The sequence below is a fragment of the Hymenobacter sp. BRD128 genome (genome assembly GCF_013256625.1).
GTDB lineage: Bacteria > Bacteroidota > Bacteroidia > Cytophagales > Hymenobacteraceae > Hymenobacter.
In genome coordinates, this window is sequence record NZ_CP053908.1 from 2,093,059 (window position 1) to 2,107,820 (window position 14,762).

Annotated in this window: 15 protein-coding genes; 5 read left to right on the forward strand and 10 right to left on the reverse strand. The window is 58.6% G+C overall.

Features of this window, described 5'->3' with window-relative positions; genetic code table 11:
• Positions 1-41: 41 nt before the first annotated feature.
• From GKZ68_RS09240 to GKZ68_RS09270, 7 genes are all read right to left on the reverse strand, one after another.
• The gene (locus tag GKZ68_RS09240) at positions 42-2,858 is read right to left on the reverse strand and encodes a prolyl oligopeptidase family serine peptidase (RefSeq protein ID WP_173113580.1); all 2,817 of its coding nucleotides are present in this window, start codon (positions 2,856-2,858) and stop codon (positions 42-44) included.
• 193 nt (positions 2,859-3,051) lie between these two features.
• Complete coding sequence (gene gldC / locus GKZ68_RS09245) at positions 3,052-3,393, reverse strand: gliding motility protein GldC (RefSeq protein WP_367949220.1); 342 nt, start codon at positions 3,391-3,393, stop codon at positions 3,052-3,054.
• Positions 3,394-3,544: 151 nt separating this feature from the next.
• Positions 3,545-4,669: a DNA polymerase III subunit beta gene (gene dnaN / locus GKZ68_RS09250; protein WP_173113583.1), complete on the reverse strand. Its 1,125-nt coding sequence runs from the start codon at positions 4,667-4,669 to the stop codon at positions 3,545-3,547.
• 127 nt (positions 4,670-4,796) lie between these two features.
• A complete protein-coding gene (locus GKZ68_RS09255; protein ID WP_173113586.1) occupies positions 4,797-5,339 on the reverse strand; it encodes a hypothetical protein in 543 nt (180 codons plus the stop codon).
• 71 nt (positions 5,340-5,410) lie between these two features.
• A complete protein-coding gene (locus GKZ68_RS09260; RefSeq protein WP_173113589.1) occupies positions 5,411-7,342 on the reverse strand; it encodes an alpha/beta hydrolase-fold protein in 1,932 nt (643 codons plus the stop codon).
• 283 nt (positions 7,343-7,625) lie between these two features.
• Positions 7,626-8,726, reverse strand: a complete 1,101-nt coding sequence (gene ychF / locus GKZ68_RS09265; protein ID WP_173113592.1) for a redox-regulated ATPase YchF — start codon at positions 8,724-8,726, stop codon at positions 7,626-7,628.
• 166 nt (positions 8,727-8,892) lie between these two features.
• On the reverse strand, positions 8,893-9,291 hold the full coding sequence (locus GKZ68_RS09270) for a DUF3276 family protein (protein ID WP_173113594.1): 399 nt from the start codon (positions 9,289-9,291) through the stop codon (positions 8,893-8,895).
• A gap of 268 nt (positions 9,292-9,559) precedes the next feature.
• On the opposite strand from GKZ68_RS09270, the gene GKZ68_RS09275 reads away from it, so the two are divergent.
• The 4 genes from GKZ68_RS09275 (at position 9,560) to GKZ68_RS09290 (ending at position 11,796) form a co-directional block, all read left to right on the forward strand.
• Positions 9,560-10,492 carry a DUF58 domain-containing protein gene (locus GKZ68_RS09275; protein WP_173113597.1) on the forward strand — a complete coding sequence of 311 codons (933 nt, stop codon included), beginning with the start codon at positions 9,560-9,562 and terminating at the stop codon, positions 10,490-10,492.
• A 10-nt stretch (positions 10,493-10,502) separates the two neighbouring features.
• Positions 10,503-10,745 (forward strand): hypothetical protein, encoded by a 243-nt coding sequence (locus tag GKZ68_RS09280; RefSeq protein ID WP_173113600.1) that lies wholly within the window; start codon positions 10,503-10,505, stop codon positions 10,743-10,745.
• A gap of 70 nt (positions 10,746-10,815) precedes the next feature.
• On the forward strand, positions 10,816-11,274 hold the full coding sequence (locus GKZ68_RS09285) for a hypothetical protein (protein ID WP_173113603.1): 459 nt from the start codon (positions 10,816-10,818) through the stop codon (positions 11,272-11,274).
• A gap of 3 nt (positions 11,275-11,277) precedes the next feature.
• Complete coding sequence (locus GKZ68_RS09290; protein ID WP_173113606.1) at positions 11,278-11,796, forward strand: hypothetical protein; 519 nt, start codon at positions 11,278-11,280, stop codon at positions 11,794-11,796.
• A gap of 88 nt (positions 11,797-11,884) precedes the next feature.
• Here GKZ68_RS09290 and GKZ68_RS09295 read toward each other — a convergent pair whose 3' ends face one another.
• Entirely contained in the window at positions 11,885-12,646 is a 762-nt protein-coding gene (locus GKZ68_RS09295; RefSeq protein WP_173113609.1) for an SDR family NAD(P)-dependent oxidoreductase, read from the reverse strand.
• Positions 12,647-12,724: 78 nt separating this feature from the next.
• Complete coding sequence (locus GKZ68_RS09300) at positions 12,725-13,144, reverse strand: AraC family transcriptional regulator (protein ID WP_173113612.1); 420 nt, start codon at positions 13,142-13,144, stop codon at positions 12,725-12,727.
• A gap of 251 nt (positions 13,145-13,395) precedes the next feature.
• Here GKZ68_RS09300 and GKZ68_RS09305 point away from each other — a divergent pair, with 251 nt between their 5' ends.
• Positions 13,396-13,602 carry a hypothetical protein gene (locus GKZ68_RS09305; protein WP_173113614.1) on the forward strand — a complete coding sequence of 69 codons (207 nt, stop codon included), beginning with the start codon at positions 13,396-13,398 and terminating at the stop codon, positions 13,600-13,602.
• Positions 13,603-13,704: 102 nt separating this feature from the next.
• Here GKZ68_RS09305 and GKZ68_RS09310 read toward each other — a convergent pair whose 3' ends face one another.
• Positions 13,705-14,676, reverse strand: a complete 972-nt coding sequence (locus tag GKZ68_RS09310) for a deoxyhypusine synthase family protein (protein WP_173118332.1) — start codon at positions 14,674-14,676, stop codon at positions 13,705-13,707.
• Positions 14,677-14,762 lie beyond the last annotated feature (86 nt).

A 14,762-nucleotide genomic window follows, 5' to 3' on the forward strand; every position in this document is an offset into this window, starting at 1 on the left:
GGGGCTCTGCCCCGCGCCGTCAATGCCCATTTGGCTACCCCTTACTTGCTCGACACTTCCAGGCCCCAGTTGCGGCCTTTTTCCACGGCCGGCACGCCCGTGGAGAGCCACACCGGCGCCGGCGCGCCCTTCAGGTAGTGGTCAAAAAACTGCAGCTCGCGGATGGAAATATCCTTGCGGTTTTCGCGCTTTACCAGGTTGTGGGCCTCGCCGTTGTATTGCAGCAGCCACACGGGCTTGCCCAGGCGGCGCAGGTCGGTAAACATCTCGATGCCCTGGTACCACGGCACGGCGCCGTCGGCATCGTTCGACATGATGACCACCGGCGTCTGCACCTTAGGCAGCGAGAACAGCGGCGAGTTGCGGATATATAGCTCGGGCTTTTCCCACAGCGTGCCGCCGATGCGGCTCTGGGTGCGCTCGTACTGAAACTGCCGGCTCTGGCCCGATTCCCAGCGGATGCCGCCGTAGGCCGAGGTCATGTTCACGACCGGCGCGCCGGCCCAGGCCGCGGCGTACATATTGGTTTGGGTGATGAGGTAGGCCACCTGGTAGCCGCCCCAGCTCTGGCCCTGAATGCCGATGTGCGCGCCATCGACCCAGGCGTTTTTCTTCAGCTCCTCCACGCCCGAGTTCACGTATTCAGCCGCCGACGGGCCGGGCTCGCCCACAGTGTAGCTAATGTCGGGCATAAAAATGAGGTAACCATTGCTGGCAAATAAGGCCGGGTTTACCGTGGAGGCACTCGGGGCGGGCGCCACGTAGCGGTAGAGATTGTCCGAAAGCTTCTCGTAGAAGTACGCTACCAGCGGGTACTTCTTGCTCGGGTCAAAATTCTCGGGCTTGTAGAGCACGCCGGTGGCGGCGTGGCCCTTCGGCGTGGTCCAGTGCACGAGCTCGGCGGTGAGCCAGTTGTAGTCCTTTTGCTGCGGGTTGATGGCGCTGAGCCGGGTTTCGTGCTGCAAATCGGTGCTCACGTACAGGTCGGCCGGCTGGCTCACGCTCGACTTGGTGTAGAGGTAGCGGCGCGCGTGCCGGGCCTGCTCCACGTTCGAATACGTCATCGGGGCCATGGCCAGCCGCACGGGCGCCTTGGTGCTGGCGATGGGCTTGCGGTAGTAGCCCCAGGTTTTGTCTACGTCGTTCTGCGTTAGCAGCAGTAGCTCCTCGTTGGGCTCGATAAACTTCTGCTTCTCCACCGGCAAATGGTAGCGGAAGCGCAGCTTCTGCTGGCGGCCCAGGCCGTTGGTGAAGTTGGTGGCTCGCCCTGTTTTGGGGTTGATTTTCCAGATATCGTAGCGGTCGTAAAGCAGCACGGCCTCGTCGTTCCTGGTCCAGGCCGCTACGCCGTAGGCCTCCGGGTCGGTGGGCAGGTCGTTTTCCTCATCGGCGAAGGAAACGCCGGTTTTCTGGGTCAGATTTACGGTCTGCCGGCTAGCCACCGAGTAGGCAAACCAGGCCTTGGCCGCGTCGTCGTACCACACGGCGTAGTTGCCCTGCGGCGAAATCTGAAACCGGCTCTTCGACGCCTTCGGGTTGATGGCCAGGCGCTGGCCGGTGCGCGTCGATACCAGGTAAGCCTGCTTGCGCGTGCTGCCCTCCCACTGCATCGAAATGCGCTTGGCGGTATCGGTCACGGCCAGCACGTATTCGGCGTTGTTGTTATCGGCCAGGTACGAATCGCGCAGGTATTCGTCTTCGAGCTGAAAAAACTTATTGCCCTGCTTGGGATAGATGACCGCCTGGTAGTTGCGCTGCAAATCCTTCTTCAGGTTTTTGAGCTGCATGGGTTGCAGGTAGTCATCCTTATAGTTCCAGATATCGACCTTGGCGTGCTCAAAATCGACCAGCGTCGTATCCTGCGGAATGGGGTCGGGCGCGGTGCCAAAAAACAGCTTCTCGCCGTTATCACTGAACGTGAGCTTGCCAAACCCGCTCGGCGACCAGCCCGGCTTCAGCACGCTGGCGCTCGGGGCGAGCAGCACACGGGCACTGTCGCGGCCAAAATCGGAGTAATACAGGCTGAATGGCTTTATCAGGGCCTTCTCGGGGTACTTCTCGGCGGTGAAGGCCAGTTGCTGACCGGCTTCGTCGAAAGCCAGATTCTTGTACACCCCCTTACCTTTGCTCAACTGGCGCAGCTCATTGCTAGCCAAGTCGTACACAAACAGCCCCGAGCGCAGCGTCTTGTTGTTTTTTGGCGCCGAAACGGCGAAGGCTACCTTATTACCCGCTTTGCTGAGCTGGTAGTCGGTCACCGATTCGAAGCTACGTTTCTGGCCAGTGGCTAGGTTCATCACCGTGAGCGGCGCGCCTTCCTTCTTGGTTTCGAGCAGCCGGTCGGTGATTTTCTTGATGGTATCAACGGGCGCCTTTTTCAGCGAGTCCTTGATAGCCGGCTTTACAGCCAGGAAAGTCAGCACCGGCGCCTTTTCGGCCAACTGAAACGACTTCACGTCGGCATATTTCGTGAGCTTGCCCGTGGCCAGGGTATACACGCCGAGCGAATCCTTGGGCATCTGCTCAGGCTTTTTCTTCTTAATGCGGGCCTGGCGCACGTCCTGAAAGCGCGGCTTAATGGCGAACACCGCAAACCGGGAATCGGCCGTAAACAGCGCCGAGTCGCCGCGGCTTACCTGGCGCAGCAGCTGGTTTTCAGCCGTTTTGAGGTAGAGCACGGCGTCGCCCTGCTGCGGCCGCACCTGGTACAGCACGTACTTGCCGTTGTCGCTGATGCGCTGGCGCGCCACGCTCTGCCACTGGTCGTACACCGAGTGGTCAAGGGGCTTTTTAGGCGCTTGCTGGGCTAGCGCCGGCAGGCTAGCCCAGCCGGTGAATAAGAGTAAATACTTGTGCATTCGAGCAAGAGCGTAGCCACACGGGCCAGAAGTGAAATCCGAAGTTAAGCCAGCGGGCAGTTGATGCCAAAGGTGGGGCTAGTACCAACGAGGCTGCGTAAATCTTAGAAAAGAAAAAGCCTTTCTACGAATAGTAGAAAGGCTTTTTGCGGCAACTTCGGACAGGAAGAGAATTTGCCGGCCGGCGCTCACTTTATTGGTTGGTGGCGCCCTGCTCGTCGATATAGTCGCTGAGGTCTTTGCAGAGCTTGCGCATCATCTCGGCCATTTTTTTGTCGCCGGTGGCCGTCTGGATAGTTTCGGCCATCGAGCCGATGTTATCGACCACAAAATACTTCATGGCATCGGTGGGCATGTCCTTGGTCCAGAGGTCGATTTTCATCGTCGCATCCGCATTGCGGTCCCAAATAGCGACATTGATAGCCTTAGCAAATTGAATATCGGGGCCCGCATCGGTGGCCTGCCAGCTGATGGCCTCGGGCACCTTCTGGTCATCGAGAGCAATGCTAAAACGGATTTCTGATTTTTTAATCACAGATTTTGCAGATTAGGCAGATGTCGCAGATTCGGATGTCAGCAAGCAGCTTCATTGCTCAGGTTAGTATACTTGATAAGCCAATAAGGCCCAAGAATACATTTGCACCCGTTTGAATCTGCGGCATCTGCCTAATCTGCAAAATCTGCGATTACACGTAGTTATTGAGCATCACCGGCATTACCAGCATTAGGATGCTCTCGTTTTCGTCGGCCTGGGCGGGCATCAGCAGGCCAGCGCGGTTGGGCGTACTCAGCTCCAGCGTGATTTCTTCCGAGTCGATGTTCGACAGCATTTCAAGCAGGAAGCGGGCGTTGAAACCGATTTCCATATCCTCGCCGTCGTACTGGCAAGCCAGCGTTTCCTTGGCTTCGTTGCTGAAATCCAGGTCTTCGGCCGAAATTATCAGCTCCGAGCCCGTGAGGCGCAGGCGTACCTGGTGGGTAGTTTTATTAGAGTAGATGCTGATGCGGCGCACCGAGTTCAGCAGCTCCTGCCGGTTGATAGTCAGCTTATTGGGGTTGCTGACCGGGATTACGTTCTCGTAGTCGGGGTAGCGCTCGTCGATGAGGCGGCACACCAGCCGCATCTGGTTGAACGAGAAAAACGCGTTGCTCTGGTTGAACTCGACGCGCACCGGGGTGGCCTCGCTGGGCAGCGAGCTTTTCAGCAGGTTAAACGCCTTGCGCGGGATAATGAGGTTGGCGGTTTGGCCGGCGCCCACGTCCTGGCGGCGGTAGCGCAGCAGGCGGTGGCCGTCGGTGGCTACGAAGGTCACCTGCGCCTCGCCCAGCTGCACCAGGATGCCGGTCATGGCGGGGCGCAGCTCGTCGGTGCTCACGGCAAAAATGGTTTTATTGATGGCGCGCGCCAGCGACGACGACGGGATTTCGACCGGCGCCGAGCCCTTCACCACCGGCACGCGGGGGAAGTCGGCGGCGTTTTCGCCGGCTAGCTTGTAGCGGCCGTTGGCCGAGCTGATTTCGATGGTGTAGGTTTCCTCGTCCAGGGTGAAGGTCACGGGCTGGTCGGGCAGGTTCTTGAGGGTATCGAGCAGGATGCGGGCCGGCGCGGCAATGCGGCCCGACTCACGCGACTCAATAGGCAGCTCGGTTATCATGCTCGTCTCCAGGTCGGAGGCGGTGATGGTGAGCTTGCCGGGCTCAATCTCAAACAGGAAGTTCTCGAGGATGGGCACCACGGGGTTGTTCGTGACCACGCCGTTGATGCTCTGGAGCTGCTTGAGCAGGGCCGAGGACGAAACAATGAACTTCATAGAGTTGGTGGGGTTGGGCTAGGTTTTGGCAGGGGGCAAAGATACGTTGGGGGCGCGGGGTTTTGGAAAGCGCCAGCCGGCAAATCTGGCTGGTGCGGCCGCTAGGGTACGTACCCCTTCGTTACCGTTAGGCCGACAGGTTGATTGCCAACTGGCTGCCTTGCGCCGAGTAAAGCAAAACCTCCACGGCTGGCGCGTGAACCAGCGACAGCGAGCCGCCATAGACGGTGGATATTTCGGTGCGAGTCAGCCCGCCTTCACCTTTCAGGTTTTGCAAAATATCCAGTGGTAAGAATCCAGCGATTTTTGTAAAATCCATCCAGTCATCGAAATCCTTACCGTTTAGTACAGTCACTTCTACATCTCCTATTACTGCAGAACCTAGTTCATATTCAGTGAACTCCTGAAATGAACAAAACACCTTTTGAAACCTGAGAATCAGAAACGGCCAATCTTCTAGGTTATGGCAAAAGTCTTTATTCCAGATAGCGTCAAGTTGAATTATTAACATCCAGCTATTCTGTTTATCCAGAAAAGTCTTGTAATATCCTGAGTCGTGTAGTGTAATGTTGTCCAGCAGTTCCTGCATGGAAGTAGTAATTGCATTCGTCCAGTCAAAAGAAGTAAATACTCTATCGGCTAGCCAAGCTGGATATTTTTCGTCCTCCATTTTTTAGTATGTTCAAAACAAAAGCCCCAGCCACTACTGGCTAGGGCTTCCAAGATACTGCGAGCGGCTACCTAAAACAGCCCCTGGGCAAACTGGTATAAATCGTGCCGCCACACGGGCCACGTGTGGCCGCCGGGGTACTCGCTGTACACGTACTTGATGCCCAGCTCGTCAAATTTGGCGCGCATCACTTTGTTGTTGGCGTAGGCAATATCGGCCGGGCCGCCCATCGAGAGCCAGAGCTGCTTCAGGTTGGTGTTGATGGTGCCCGCATTGGCTTTCATGAAGGCGTATTGCGGGTCGGACAAGGCCGCGTTATTGGCAAAAAAGCCCGAGCTGAACACGCCCAGGTACTGAAACATGCTGGTGTTGCGCACACCGGCGTAGAGCGTTTGCAGGCCCCCTAGCGACAAGCCCGCCAGGGCGCGGTTGCTAGCGCCGGGCGCCACGCGGTAGCTGCTTTCCACTACGGGCAGCACGGCTTGCTTCAGCTCATTCTCAAAGCGTTGCAGCGCGCCTTCGTTGAAGCTGGCCAGGCCGCCGGGGCCGCTCAGGTTGCCGTCGAGCATCACCACGAGCATGGGCTTGGCCTTTTTAGCGGCCAGGAGGTTGTCGAGAATCAGGTCGGCTTTGCCTTGCTTGGCCCAGCCGGTTTCGTCTTCGCCGTCGCCGTGCAGCAGGTACAGCACCGGGTACTTGACGGAGGCGTTGGCGTCGTAGCCTGGTGGCGTGTACACGTACATTTCCCGCCACGAATTAGTGACCTTCGAGTAATAGCGCTTCGCCCGCACCTCGCCGTGAGGCACATCCTGGAGGGCGTAGAAACCTCCATTCCGGCTGGGTATTTCGATGCCGCTGGCCATGCGCCCCATGCCGTAGAAGGTGTCGCTGGCGGGGTCGGCCACGGCTAGGCCATCGAGCAGCAGCGAGTAGTAGTGCAGGCCTTGGCTCAGCGTGTCGGTGGTCACGGTCCAGGTGCCGCTGCTGTCTTTGGCCATATCGTATTTGCGGCCCAGGTCCAGTTGGGCGCGCTGCACGCCGGGCGCTTTTAGGCGGAATACGGCGCGGTTATCGGGCAAAATCTGGGGGTATTTTGCGTTGCGCACGTTGGTGGCAGCCGGGGCCCCTAGTACGGTGTAGGTGGGCAGCGCGGCCGTATCAACGGGCTTGAACAGGAACTGCGAGAACATATACAGCCCGTTTTTCCAGACTTTGAAATCGTGCCCGCCCGCCTCCAGGTAGTACACGTGCGGCACGCCGTGCTGGTAGAGGTAGTCGTGGGTGCGCTGGCTCACCGGCAGCAGGCCATCCTGGTCGCCGCACGAAATCCAGAGCAGCTTGAGCTGCTTTTTGGCCAGCGCGGGGTCGGGCACCAGCTGCTCGGGCAGCTTAGTGTTGGGGGCCGACGAAAAGCCGCCCACCCAGGCAAACTTATCCAGGTGGCCCAGCCCGAAATTCAGCGACTGGCCGCCGCCCATCGATAAGCCGGCCAGCGCCCGGTTTTCGCGGGTGGTGAGGGCCGGGTAGTGCTTTTCGACGTACGGGATGAGGTCGGTGAGCAGGTCCTGCTCGAAGTTGGCGAAGGCCGCCACCTTATCGGGGCCGTAGATATTGCCTACGGCCCGGTCGTCCTTCATCGCCCGGCCGTTGGGCATCACTACCAGCATGGGCTTGAGCTTGCCCGCCGCGTAGAGGTTATCCAGAATCACCTGCGGGCGCCCACCGCGCAGCCACTCCTTCTCATCGCCCCCGATGCCGTGCAGCAGGTACAGCACCGGATATTTCTTCTTCTTAGAATACCCCGGCGGCTTGTACACCAGCGCCTTGCGCACCGTGCCCACGGTTTTGGAGGCGTAGCTGATGCTGTCCAGGCTGCCGGTGGCAATGCCGGCGGTAGGTTGGTCGAAGCCCTTGGGCGCTTCCAGCGGCGCTATTCTTTGCGCAAACGCGTTACCCGCGCTCAGCAGGGCAATGCCCAAGGCGAGGGGAAATAGGTTTTTCATAGGTTAAAAAATACCTTTTGAACCAGGCAAGGGTTAGCAAAAGGCGGTTGGGTGGGAAAGCAGCCGCTAGCCTGATGCCAGCAAGATAAGCCCCTGTTTTGGCCAAATTTCTGCGCTGGCCTTACACTTTATCCCGTTAGCCGTCAGCAGCAAAAGCAGCGTCACCTATCAAATCGTTTGCGCCCATGCGGCAGCCCAGAGTCGATTTATTTTTCATAGTGCTAACGCAAAAAGCCCCGGCCGTTACCGGCCGGGGCTTCCCCAATGCAGCTAGCGGGGCTAGCTACACGTTAAAGCGGAAGTGCATGATGTCGCCATCCTGCACCACGTAGTCTTTGCCTTCGACGGCCATTTTGCCGGCTTCCTTGATTTTTACCTCGGTTTTGTATTCCTGGTAGTCGGCTAGCTTGATAACCTCGGCGCGGATGAACCCCTTCTCGAAATCGGAGTGGATGACGCCGGCGGCGGCGGGCGCCTTATCGCCGCGGTGCACCGTCCAGGCGCGCACTTCCTGCACGCCGGCCGTGAAATAGGTGATGAGGTTCAGCAGCTCGTAGCTGGCGCGGATGAGCTTGTTCAGGCCCGACTCGGTGAGGCCGTACTCGCCCAGGAACATTTCCTTTTCCTCGGGGTCTTCCATGTCGGCAATCTGGGCCTCGATGGCGGCCGATACGAGCACGACCTGCGCGCCTTCGGCTTTCACGTGCTCGCGCAGGGCCTCCACGTGCTTGTTGCCGTTGGTGGCGATGCTGGCCTCGTCCACGTTGGCCACGTAGATAACGGGCTTGATGGTGAGCAGCTGCAAGTCGGCCACGGCGGCCAGGTCATCTTCGGTAGCCTGTACGGCGCGGGCATTCTCGCCGGCTTCGAGGGCCTGCTTGAATTTCTGGAGGCTAGCCACTTCCTTCTTGGCTACGGCGTCGCCGGCCTTGGCGCTGCGCTCGCTCTTCACCAGCTTCTTATCAACGCTTTCGAGGTCTTTCAGTTGCAGCTCGGTATCGATAACGTCTTTGTCAAACACCGGGTCAACCCCACCGGCCACGTGCACGATGTTGGGGTCGTCGAAGCAGCGCACTACGTGGATAATGGCATCGACCTCGCGGATGTTGGCCAGAAATTTATTGCCCAGGCCCTCGCCCTTGCTGGCGCCTTTCACGAGGCCGGCAATGTCGACAAACTCGATGATGGTGGGTAGCACGCGCTTGGGGTTCACCAGCGCTTCCAGAATCTGGAGGCGCTCGTCGGGCACGGTAATCACGCCCACGTTGGGCTCGATAGTGCAGAAAGGATAGTTGGCCGATTCGGCCTTGGCGTTGGATAACGCGTTGAAAAGCGTGGATTTGCCGACGTTCGGCAGGCCGACAATACCGCAGCGGAGGCCCATTATCTTGAGTGTTGAGTTGTGAGTATTGAATTATGAGTTGCCCACAATTCCAGCGCAAAGGTACGGCAGGCGGCGGCGCTAGCCCCCAACGCAAAGCGCCGCTGCTCTTTCTCAGAACAGCGGCGCGGCTACTACTATTTCTCCCCCTCTTACAGTCGATATGTGCTTAGTAGGTGCTCTCGCCCAGGTCGGAGGCCGGGCCGTCGGGCGACTGGCCATCGGCCGGGTAGCTGCTGGGGCGCGGCTGCTCGCTGTCGTGGGCCGGGCGCGGGCGGTCAAGCTCAGCCACTTCTTCCTCGGTCAGCAGCTCGTCGCGCACAAAGTCCACGGCGTCGTGCAGGGCGTCGATAAACTTGTTGAAGTCCTCTTTGTAGAGAAAAATCTTGTGCTTCTCGTAGCTGGCCGGGCCATCGGGGTCGGCGCCGGGGCGGCGCTTGCTTTCGGTGATGGTAAGATAATAATCCTGGCCACGGGTAGCTTTCACGTCGAAGAAATACGTGCGCTTCCCCGCCTTCATGCGGTGCGAGTAAATTTCTTCTTGGTCTTTTGAATAACGGTCGTCCACAGACTGGGAGGGGAAAATAGGTGGGGGTTTGCTTATTAGCGCGCTAAACTTGTATCGGCTTAGACAAAGATAAAGCTGGAATAGCTTACCTGAATTAGGCCTACTTACGGACGAAACTCACCGGGTGGTTGTCTTGTCTATCAGGAAGTAAGATTATTTCATCATACGTTGGCGTCCAGACTAATTTGCTCAGTTTGATAAACGCCGCCCTAGATTGATGTAGCTACTTGATTCCTAATAGCGTACTATTTTTTTTCGTTTCTCACTCATGCCCTCGCTCGACCTCGCCGCCATTCGTTCTTTCGAAAACCTGGAGCTGCTGGCCCGGCAGCTGGTCGATGGCTTCATTACCGGCCTGCACCAGTCGCCCTACCACGGCTTCTCGGTCGAGTTTAGCGAGCACCGCCTCTACAACCCCGGCGACAGCACCCGGCACGTCGATTGGAAAGTATTTGCCCGCACCGACAAGCTCTTCGTGAAGCGCTACGAGGAAGAAACCAACTTGCGCGCCCACCTGCTGCTCGACGTGAGCCCGAGCATGTATTACCCCGCGCCGGGCCACGACAAGCTCAAGTTCTCGGTGCTGGCCGCCGCCGCCCTCACCACGCTCTTGCAGCGCCAGCGCGACGCCGTGGGCCTCGTCACCTTCGCCGAAACCGTGGAGCTGCAAACGCCGGTGCGCTCCACCAGCAGCCACCGCCACACGCTGCTGCTAGCCCTGCAACAACTGTTGGAGCGGCCCGCGCCGGCCGCAGCCACGCGCCGCGCCGCCGCGCACACCGACGTGGCCGGCGTGCTGCACACCATCGCCCAGCAAATTCCGAAGCGCTCGCTCGTCGTCGTGTTCAGCGACATGCTGGGGCGCGGCGCCCAGGAGCAGGAGGCCGCGCTAGCCGCCTTGCAGCACCTGCGCCACCAGCACCACGAGGTGCTGCTGTTTCACGTGCTCGACCGGGCTACCGAGTCGAATTTTGACTTTCAGGACCGGCCCTACATCTTTGAGGATGTCGAAACGGGCCAGGAAATCCGCCTCCAGCCGGCGCAGGTGCGCGAGCAGTACCGCACGGCCATGCGGCAGTTTGAGGAAGACCTGGCGCTGCGCTGCGGGCAGCTGAAAATTGATTTTGTGCCCGTCGACGTGCGCGAGCCGTTTGATAAGGTGCTGCACGCCTACCTGGTGAAGCGCGGCAAAGCCCGCTAGCCCCCTTTTTATGCTCTTTTACCTGCTCCCCTACCTGCTGCTGTATTTGCTCAATGTGCCGCTGGCGCTCATCACGGGCTACATCGCGTACTCGCACGGGCAGCGGTTTTCGCTATGGCTGCTTATTGGGTTGCTGCTGCCGTTCGTGTCTGTTTTTCTGGCGATTGCGGTGGCCATCCGGCACAAGCGGCAGGTGGAGGCTGCTAGGGGTGGCGCGCCGGCCCCGGTGCCGGCACCCGGCGAATTTGAGTAAAGCGCGGCCTTGCCCGTAGCTTCGCGGCAGTTTTTCACTGGCCGGGCTGCCCGGCGCATTCGCTCTCTGTATGTACCAAATTCTTCTGCTTCTGCATTCCTGGCTGCGCTGGTTTGTGCTGGGCGCCGGCCTGCTGGCCGTCGTGCGCGCCTACGCGGGCTGGACGGGCCGCCGGCCTTTCACCAAAGGCGACAACGGCATTTCGGCTGCGTTTTCGGGCTTCATGTGGTTGCAAGTCATTATTGGCCTGGGCCTTTACTTCGGCCTGAGCCCTTACGGCCTCAAGGCCATGAAAGTGGCCGGCGCTATGAAAGACCCCACCGCCCGCTTCTTCGGCATGGAGCACATTGCCGTGATGATACTGGCCGCCATCCTGGCCCAGGTGGGCCGCATCGCCCTCAAAAACGCCCCTAGCGACACGCTGAAGCACAAGAAAGCCTTCACCTACTTCGCCATCGCGCTGGCGCTGGTACTGCTCATGATTCCGTGGGGCATCTGGAATCCGGCTAGGCCGCTATTTCGGTTTTAATGCATGAAAAAGCTTTTAGGGCCCATGTTTTTATGCTTTGCTATAAGCAGCTCTTATGCACAGCAGACAAGCAAAGCACTTGTTAAAAAAGCAACATTTACCGACGATAATGGCCAGCGCATTGCCTTTGAATTACCGCAAACCTGGAAATTCGATGGGAGTGTTATTCTAAGCGATAATGGCAAAAAAGTCGGTGAGTTTATGCCCGGAACAGTAGCCGATTGCAAATACCAGTCTGGCGCAGAATATTTAAAAGAACTGCGAGTAGGTTATCCAGATGATATGGGAAGCCCGCGTTTTGTCGGCTCCCGCACTTTGGTGATTGGCAAAACTACTTGGACTGAAGGAGTGCGCAATGTGCCAGCGTGGGATGGCAAAAGCAATACGGGTAGATGGTATGCCCACAGCTTCTTCGCATTGTTGAACAAACACTGCTTTGTAATCAACTTTTATAGCCCTCAACGACAATTACCAGAAGAGGCTAAGATGGAAAACATTCTTGCTTCTATTAAAATCCTCTAATTCATATTACCCACAACTGCACTAACAAAACCCTGCCTTCCGATTCGCGGAAAGCAGGGTTTTCTGTTTTAACAAGGCTAGCCCCTACTTATACATTCATCCCACCCGACGCCTCGATGCGCTGGGCGTTTATCCAGCGGGCTTCGTCGGTGCAGAGGAAGGCCACGAGGGGACCGATGTCTTCGGGCTCGCCCACGCGGCCCAGGGCCGTAGCGCCGGCCACGGCCGCGTTTACCTGGGGGTTGTCGCGCACCATGCCGCCGCTAAAATCGGTAGCGATGGCGCCGGGGGCCACCACGTTGGCCGCAATGCCGCGCGCGCCGAGCTCTTTGGCCTGGTAGCGGGTCAGCACTTCGATGGCGCCCTTCACGGCCGCGTAGGCCGAGGAGCCGGGGTAGCTAAAGCGGGCTAGCCCCGACGAAATATTGATGATGCGGCCACCATCGGCCAGCAAAGGCAGCGCCTTCTGAGTCAAGAAAAAGGGACCTTTCAGGTGCACATTCACCACCTCGTCAAACTGCGCCTCGGTGGTGTCGGCGAAGGCGGCGTGTAAGCTGGTGCCGGCGTTATTGACGAGAAAATTGAATTTTTCGGCCTGGAAGGTATCGTGCAGGCGGGCCTTTACCTGCTCGAAAAAAGCGTCGAACGAGCCCGTGTTGCCGGCGTCGAGCTGCAAGGCGGCGGCCTGGCGGCCCAGCGCTTTTATCTCGGCCACTACGCCGTCGGCTTCGGCCTGCTGACTGTGGTAGGTCAGGATGACATCGATGCCTTTTTTGGCCAGGTTAAGGGCCATGCTTTTGCCGAGGCCGCGGCTGCCGCCGGTGACGAGGGCGATTTTGGAATTGCTCATGAGCGGTTTGTAAGTGGGGTAATGGAACACGGCAAAGGTCCGGCTTCCGGGTAGCCTGTTTATGGTGAGTAGCTAAGATTAACTGGTGAGTAGTTCCGAATTTTCAACGCGCCGCGCGGCCCACTCCTGCTCGCGGTACTGCCTGGGCGTGAGGCCCGTGAAGCGCTTGAAGAACTTCGTGAAGTTGGATGGGTCGTAGGTGAGGCTAGCGGCGATGTCGGTTATCGAGCGAGTGGTATCGCGCAGCAGGCCCTGGGCCACGGCCAGGATTTCGGCCTCAAAAAAATAGCATGCCGGCTGGCCCGTAGCTAGCTTGATGGTATTGCTGAGGTGGGTGGGATGGATGCAGAGCTGGCTGGCGAAGTCGCGAATTTCGAGCATTTCAGTGGCGCGGCCGGCCGCCACGTCGGCCACGTGCGCGGTTATCAGGCGGCGGTAATTGGCCGTGATTTCGTGCTGGCGGGCCAGGATTTTCTTGGGGATGGGAGTCGAAGCCATAATAAGCTAACAAGCGGGGGAGCTACTATTCTTTTGGCGCTGCGGAGTAAGTCAGACGAAGCACCGGCTTATTTACTTTTAATTCTCCTCCGCCCGGCAGTGCTTCTTTGCCGCGCTCACTGCGCTGACAGAGGCTAGCCAGCCCCAGCCGCTAGAGATTAAATCCGCATTAATTGTCGGCCAGCGCTGCAATAAGCTGCGCTATGGTGCGTCTCTACGGGTACCTATCCTCTTCCTTCACACCCGTAGCTATGCTTTACCTGTTTGGCCGCCTCGCGCTGAGCGACTCGCTCGATTATCACGAAAACTTTCAGGACGACGACTTTCGGCCGGGCATTCTACCCGAGCGCCCCATCTCCCCCGAACCCGACGCGCGGGCTACCGCCGATTGCCGGCTCCGCCGTAGTACTCACCTCCCGCCGGCCGACCGGGCTGGCGCTGGCTGCCCCGGCAAGTAACCCCGGCCCAAGACCCTAGCCACTGGGCCAGGCAAGAAATTAACCCAAAAAGCCCGCCCCTGACGCACAGGAGCGGGCTTTCGAATTGCCTGGCGGGGCCTATTACTGCCCCAGCACGATGGCAAAAATCAGCGGGGCCACGATAGTCGCGTCGCTCTCGATGATGAATTTCGGGGTTTTCTCGCCCAGCTTGCCCCAGGTGATTTTCTCGTTGGGCACGGCGCCCGAGTAGCTGCCGTAGCTGGTGGTAGAATCCGAAATCTGGCAGAAATAGCCCCACAGCGGCACCGAGTGGCGCTGTAAATCCTGGTGCAGCATGGGCACCACGCAAATGGGGAAGTCGCCGGCAATGCCGCCGCCAATCTGGAAGAAGCCCACTTTGCTTTCCTCCGTGGCCTGGCTAGTGTACCAGTCGGCCAGGTAAATCATGTACTGAATGCCCGTGCGCATGGTGTGCACGTTCTTGATGTCGCCCGAAATGACGTGGCCGGCGTAGATGTTGCCGAGTGTTGAGTCTTCCCAGCCGGGGCAGATAATGGGCAGGTTTTTCTCGGCGGCGGCCAGCATCCACGAATCTTTGGGGTCAATCTGGTAGTACTGCTCCAGCTCGCCGCTCAGCAGAATCTGGTAGAAAAACTCGTGGGGGAAGTAGGCTTTACCCTCTTTATCAGCCTTCTCCCAGAATTTCAAAACTGTATGCTCCAGGCGGCGCATGGCCTCTTCTTCGGGGATGCAGGTGTCGGTGACGCGGTTCATGTGGCGCTCCAGCAGGGCCTGCTCGTCGGCGGGCGTGAGGTCGCGGTAGTGCGGCACGCGCACGTAGAAGTCGTGGGCCACCAGATTGAAAATATCCTCTTCCAGGTTGGCACCGGTGCAGCTGATAATCTGCACTTTATCCTGGCGAATAAGCTCGGCCAGCTGAATGCCCATTTCGGCGGTGCTCATGGCGCCGGCCAGGGTAATCATCATTTTGCCGCCTTCGGCGAGGTGCTTGTTGTAGCCATCGGCCGCGTCGATGAGAGCAGCGGCGTTGAAGTGGCGGTAGTGGTGCTTGAGGAAGTTGGTAATGTGCATGGTGGGGTCGTTATCATGCTGACGAAGGAAGCATCTTGTCAGACACGGCTTTATGGGGTTCATCCTGACAAGATGCTTCCTTCGTC

What these genes read in the sequence shown, in the direction of transcription:
- dnaN (WP_173113583.1), bottom strand. Translation starts at nt 4,669, where the DNA reads ATGAAGTTCATTGTTTCGTCCTCGGCCCTGCTCAAGCAGCTCCAGAGC.
- GKZ68_RS09305 (WP_173113614.1), top strand. Translation starts at nt 13,396, where the DNA reads ATGCTTTACCTGTTTGGCCGCCTCGCGCTGAGCGACTCGCTCGATTAT.
- GKZ68_RS09310 (WP_173118332.1), bottom strand. Translation starts at nt 14,676, where the DNA reads ATGCACATTACCAACTTCCTCAAGCACCACTACCGCCACTTCAACGCC.
- GKZ68_RS09280 (WP_173113600.1), top strand. Translation starts at nt 10,503, where the DNA reads ATGCTCTTTTACCTGCTCCCCTACCTGCTGCTGTATTTGCTCAATGTG.
- GKZ68_RS09300 (WP_173113612.1), bottom strand. Translation starts at nt 13,144, where the DNA reads ATGGCTTCGACTCCCATCCCCAAGAAAATCCTGGCCCGCCAGCACGAA.
- GKZ68_RS09285 (WP_173113603.1), top strand. Translation starts at nt 10,816, where the DNA reads ATGTACCAAATTCTTCTGCTTCTGCATTCCTGGCTGCGCTGGTTTGTG.
- GKZ68_RS09240 (WP_173113580.1), bottom strand. Translation starts at nt 2,858, where the DNA reads ATGCACAAGTATTTACTCTTATTCACCGGCTGGGCTAGCCTGCCGGCG.
- GKZ68_RS09275 (WP_173113597.1), top strand. Translation starts at nt 9,560, where the DNA reads ATGCCCTCGCTCGACCTCGCCGCCATTCGTTCTTTCGAAAACCTGGAG.
- GKZ68_RS09260 (WP_173113589.1), bottom strand. Translation starts at nt 7,342, where the DNA reads ATGAAAAACCTATTTCCCCTCGCCTTGGGCATTGCCCTGCTGAGCGCG.
- GKZ68_RS09290 (WP_173113606.1), top strand. Translation starts at nt 11,278, where the DNA reads ATGAAAAAGCTTTTAGGGCCCATGTTTTTATGCTTTGCTATAAGCAGC.
- ychF (WP_173113592.1), bottom strand. Translation starts at nt 8,726, where the DNA reads ATGGGCCTCCGCTGCGGTATTGTCGGCCTGCCGAACGTCGGCAAATCC.
- GKZ68_RS09295 (WP_173113609.1), bottom strand. Translation starts at nt 12,646, where the DNA reads ATGAGCAATTCCAAAATCGCCCTCGTCACCGGCGGCAGCCGCGGCCTC.
- GKZ68_RS09255 (WP_173113586.1), bottom strand. Translation starts at nt 5,339, where the DNA reads ATGGAGGACGAAAAATATCCAGCTTGGCTAGCCGATAGAGTATTTACT.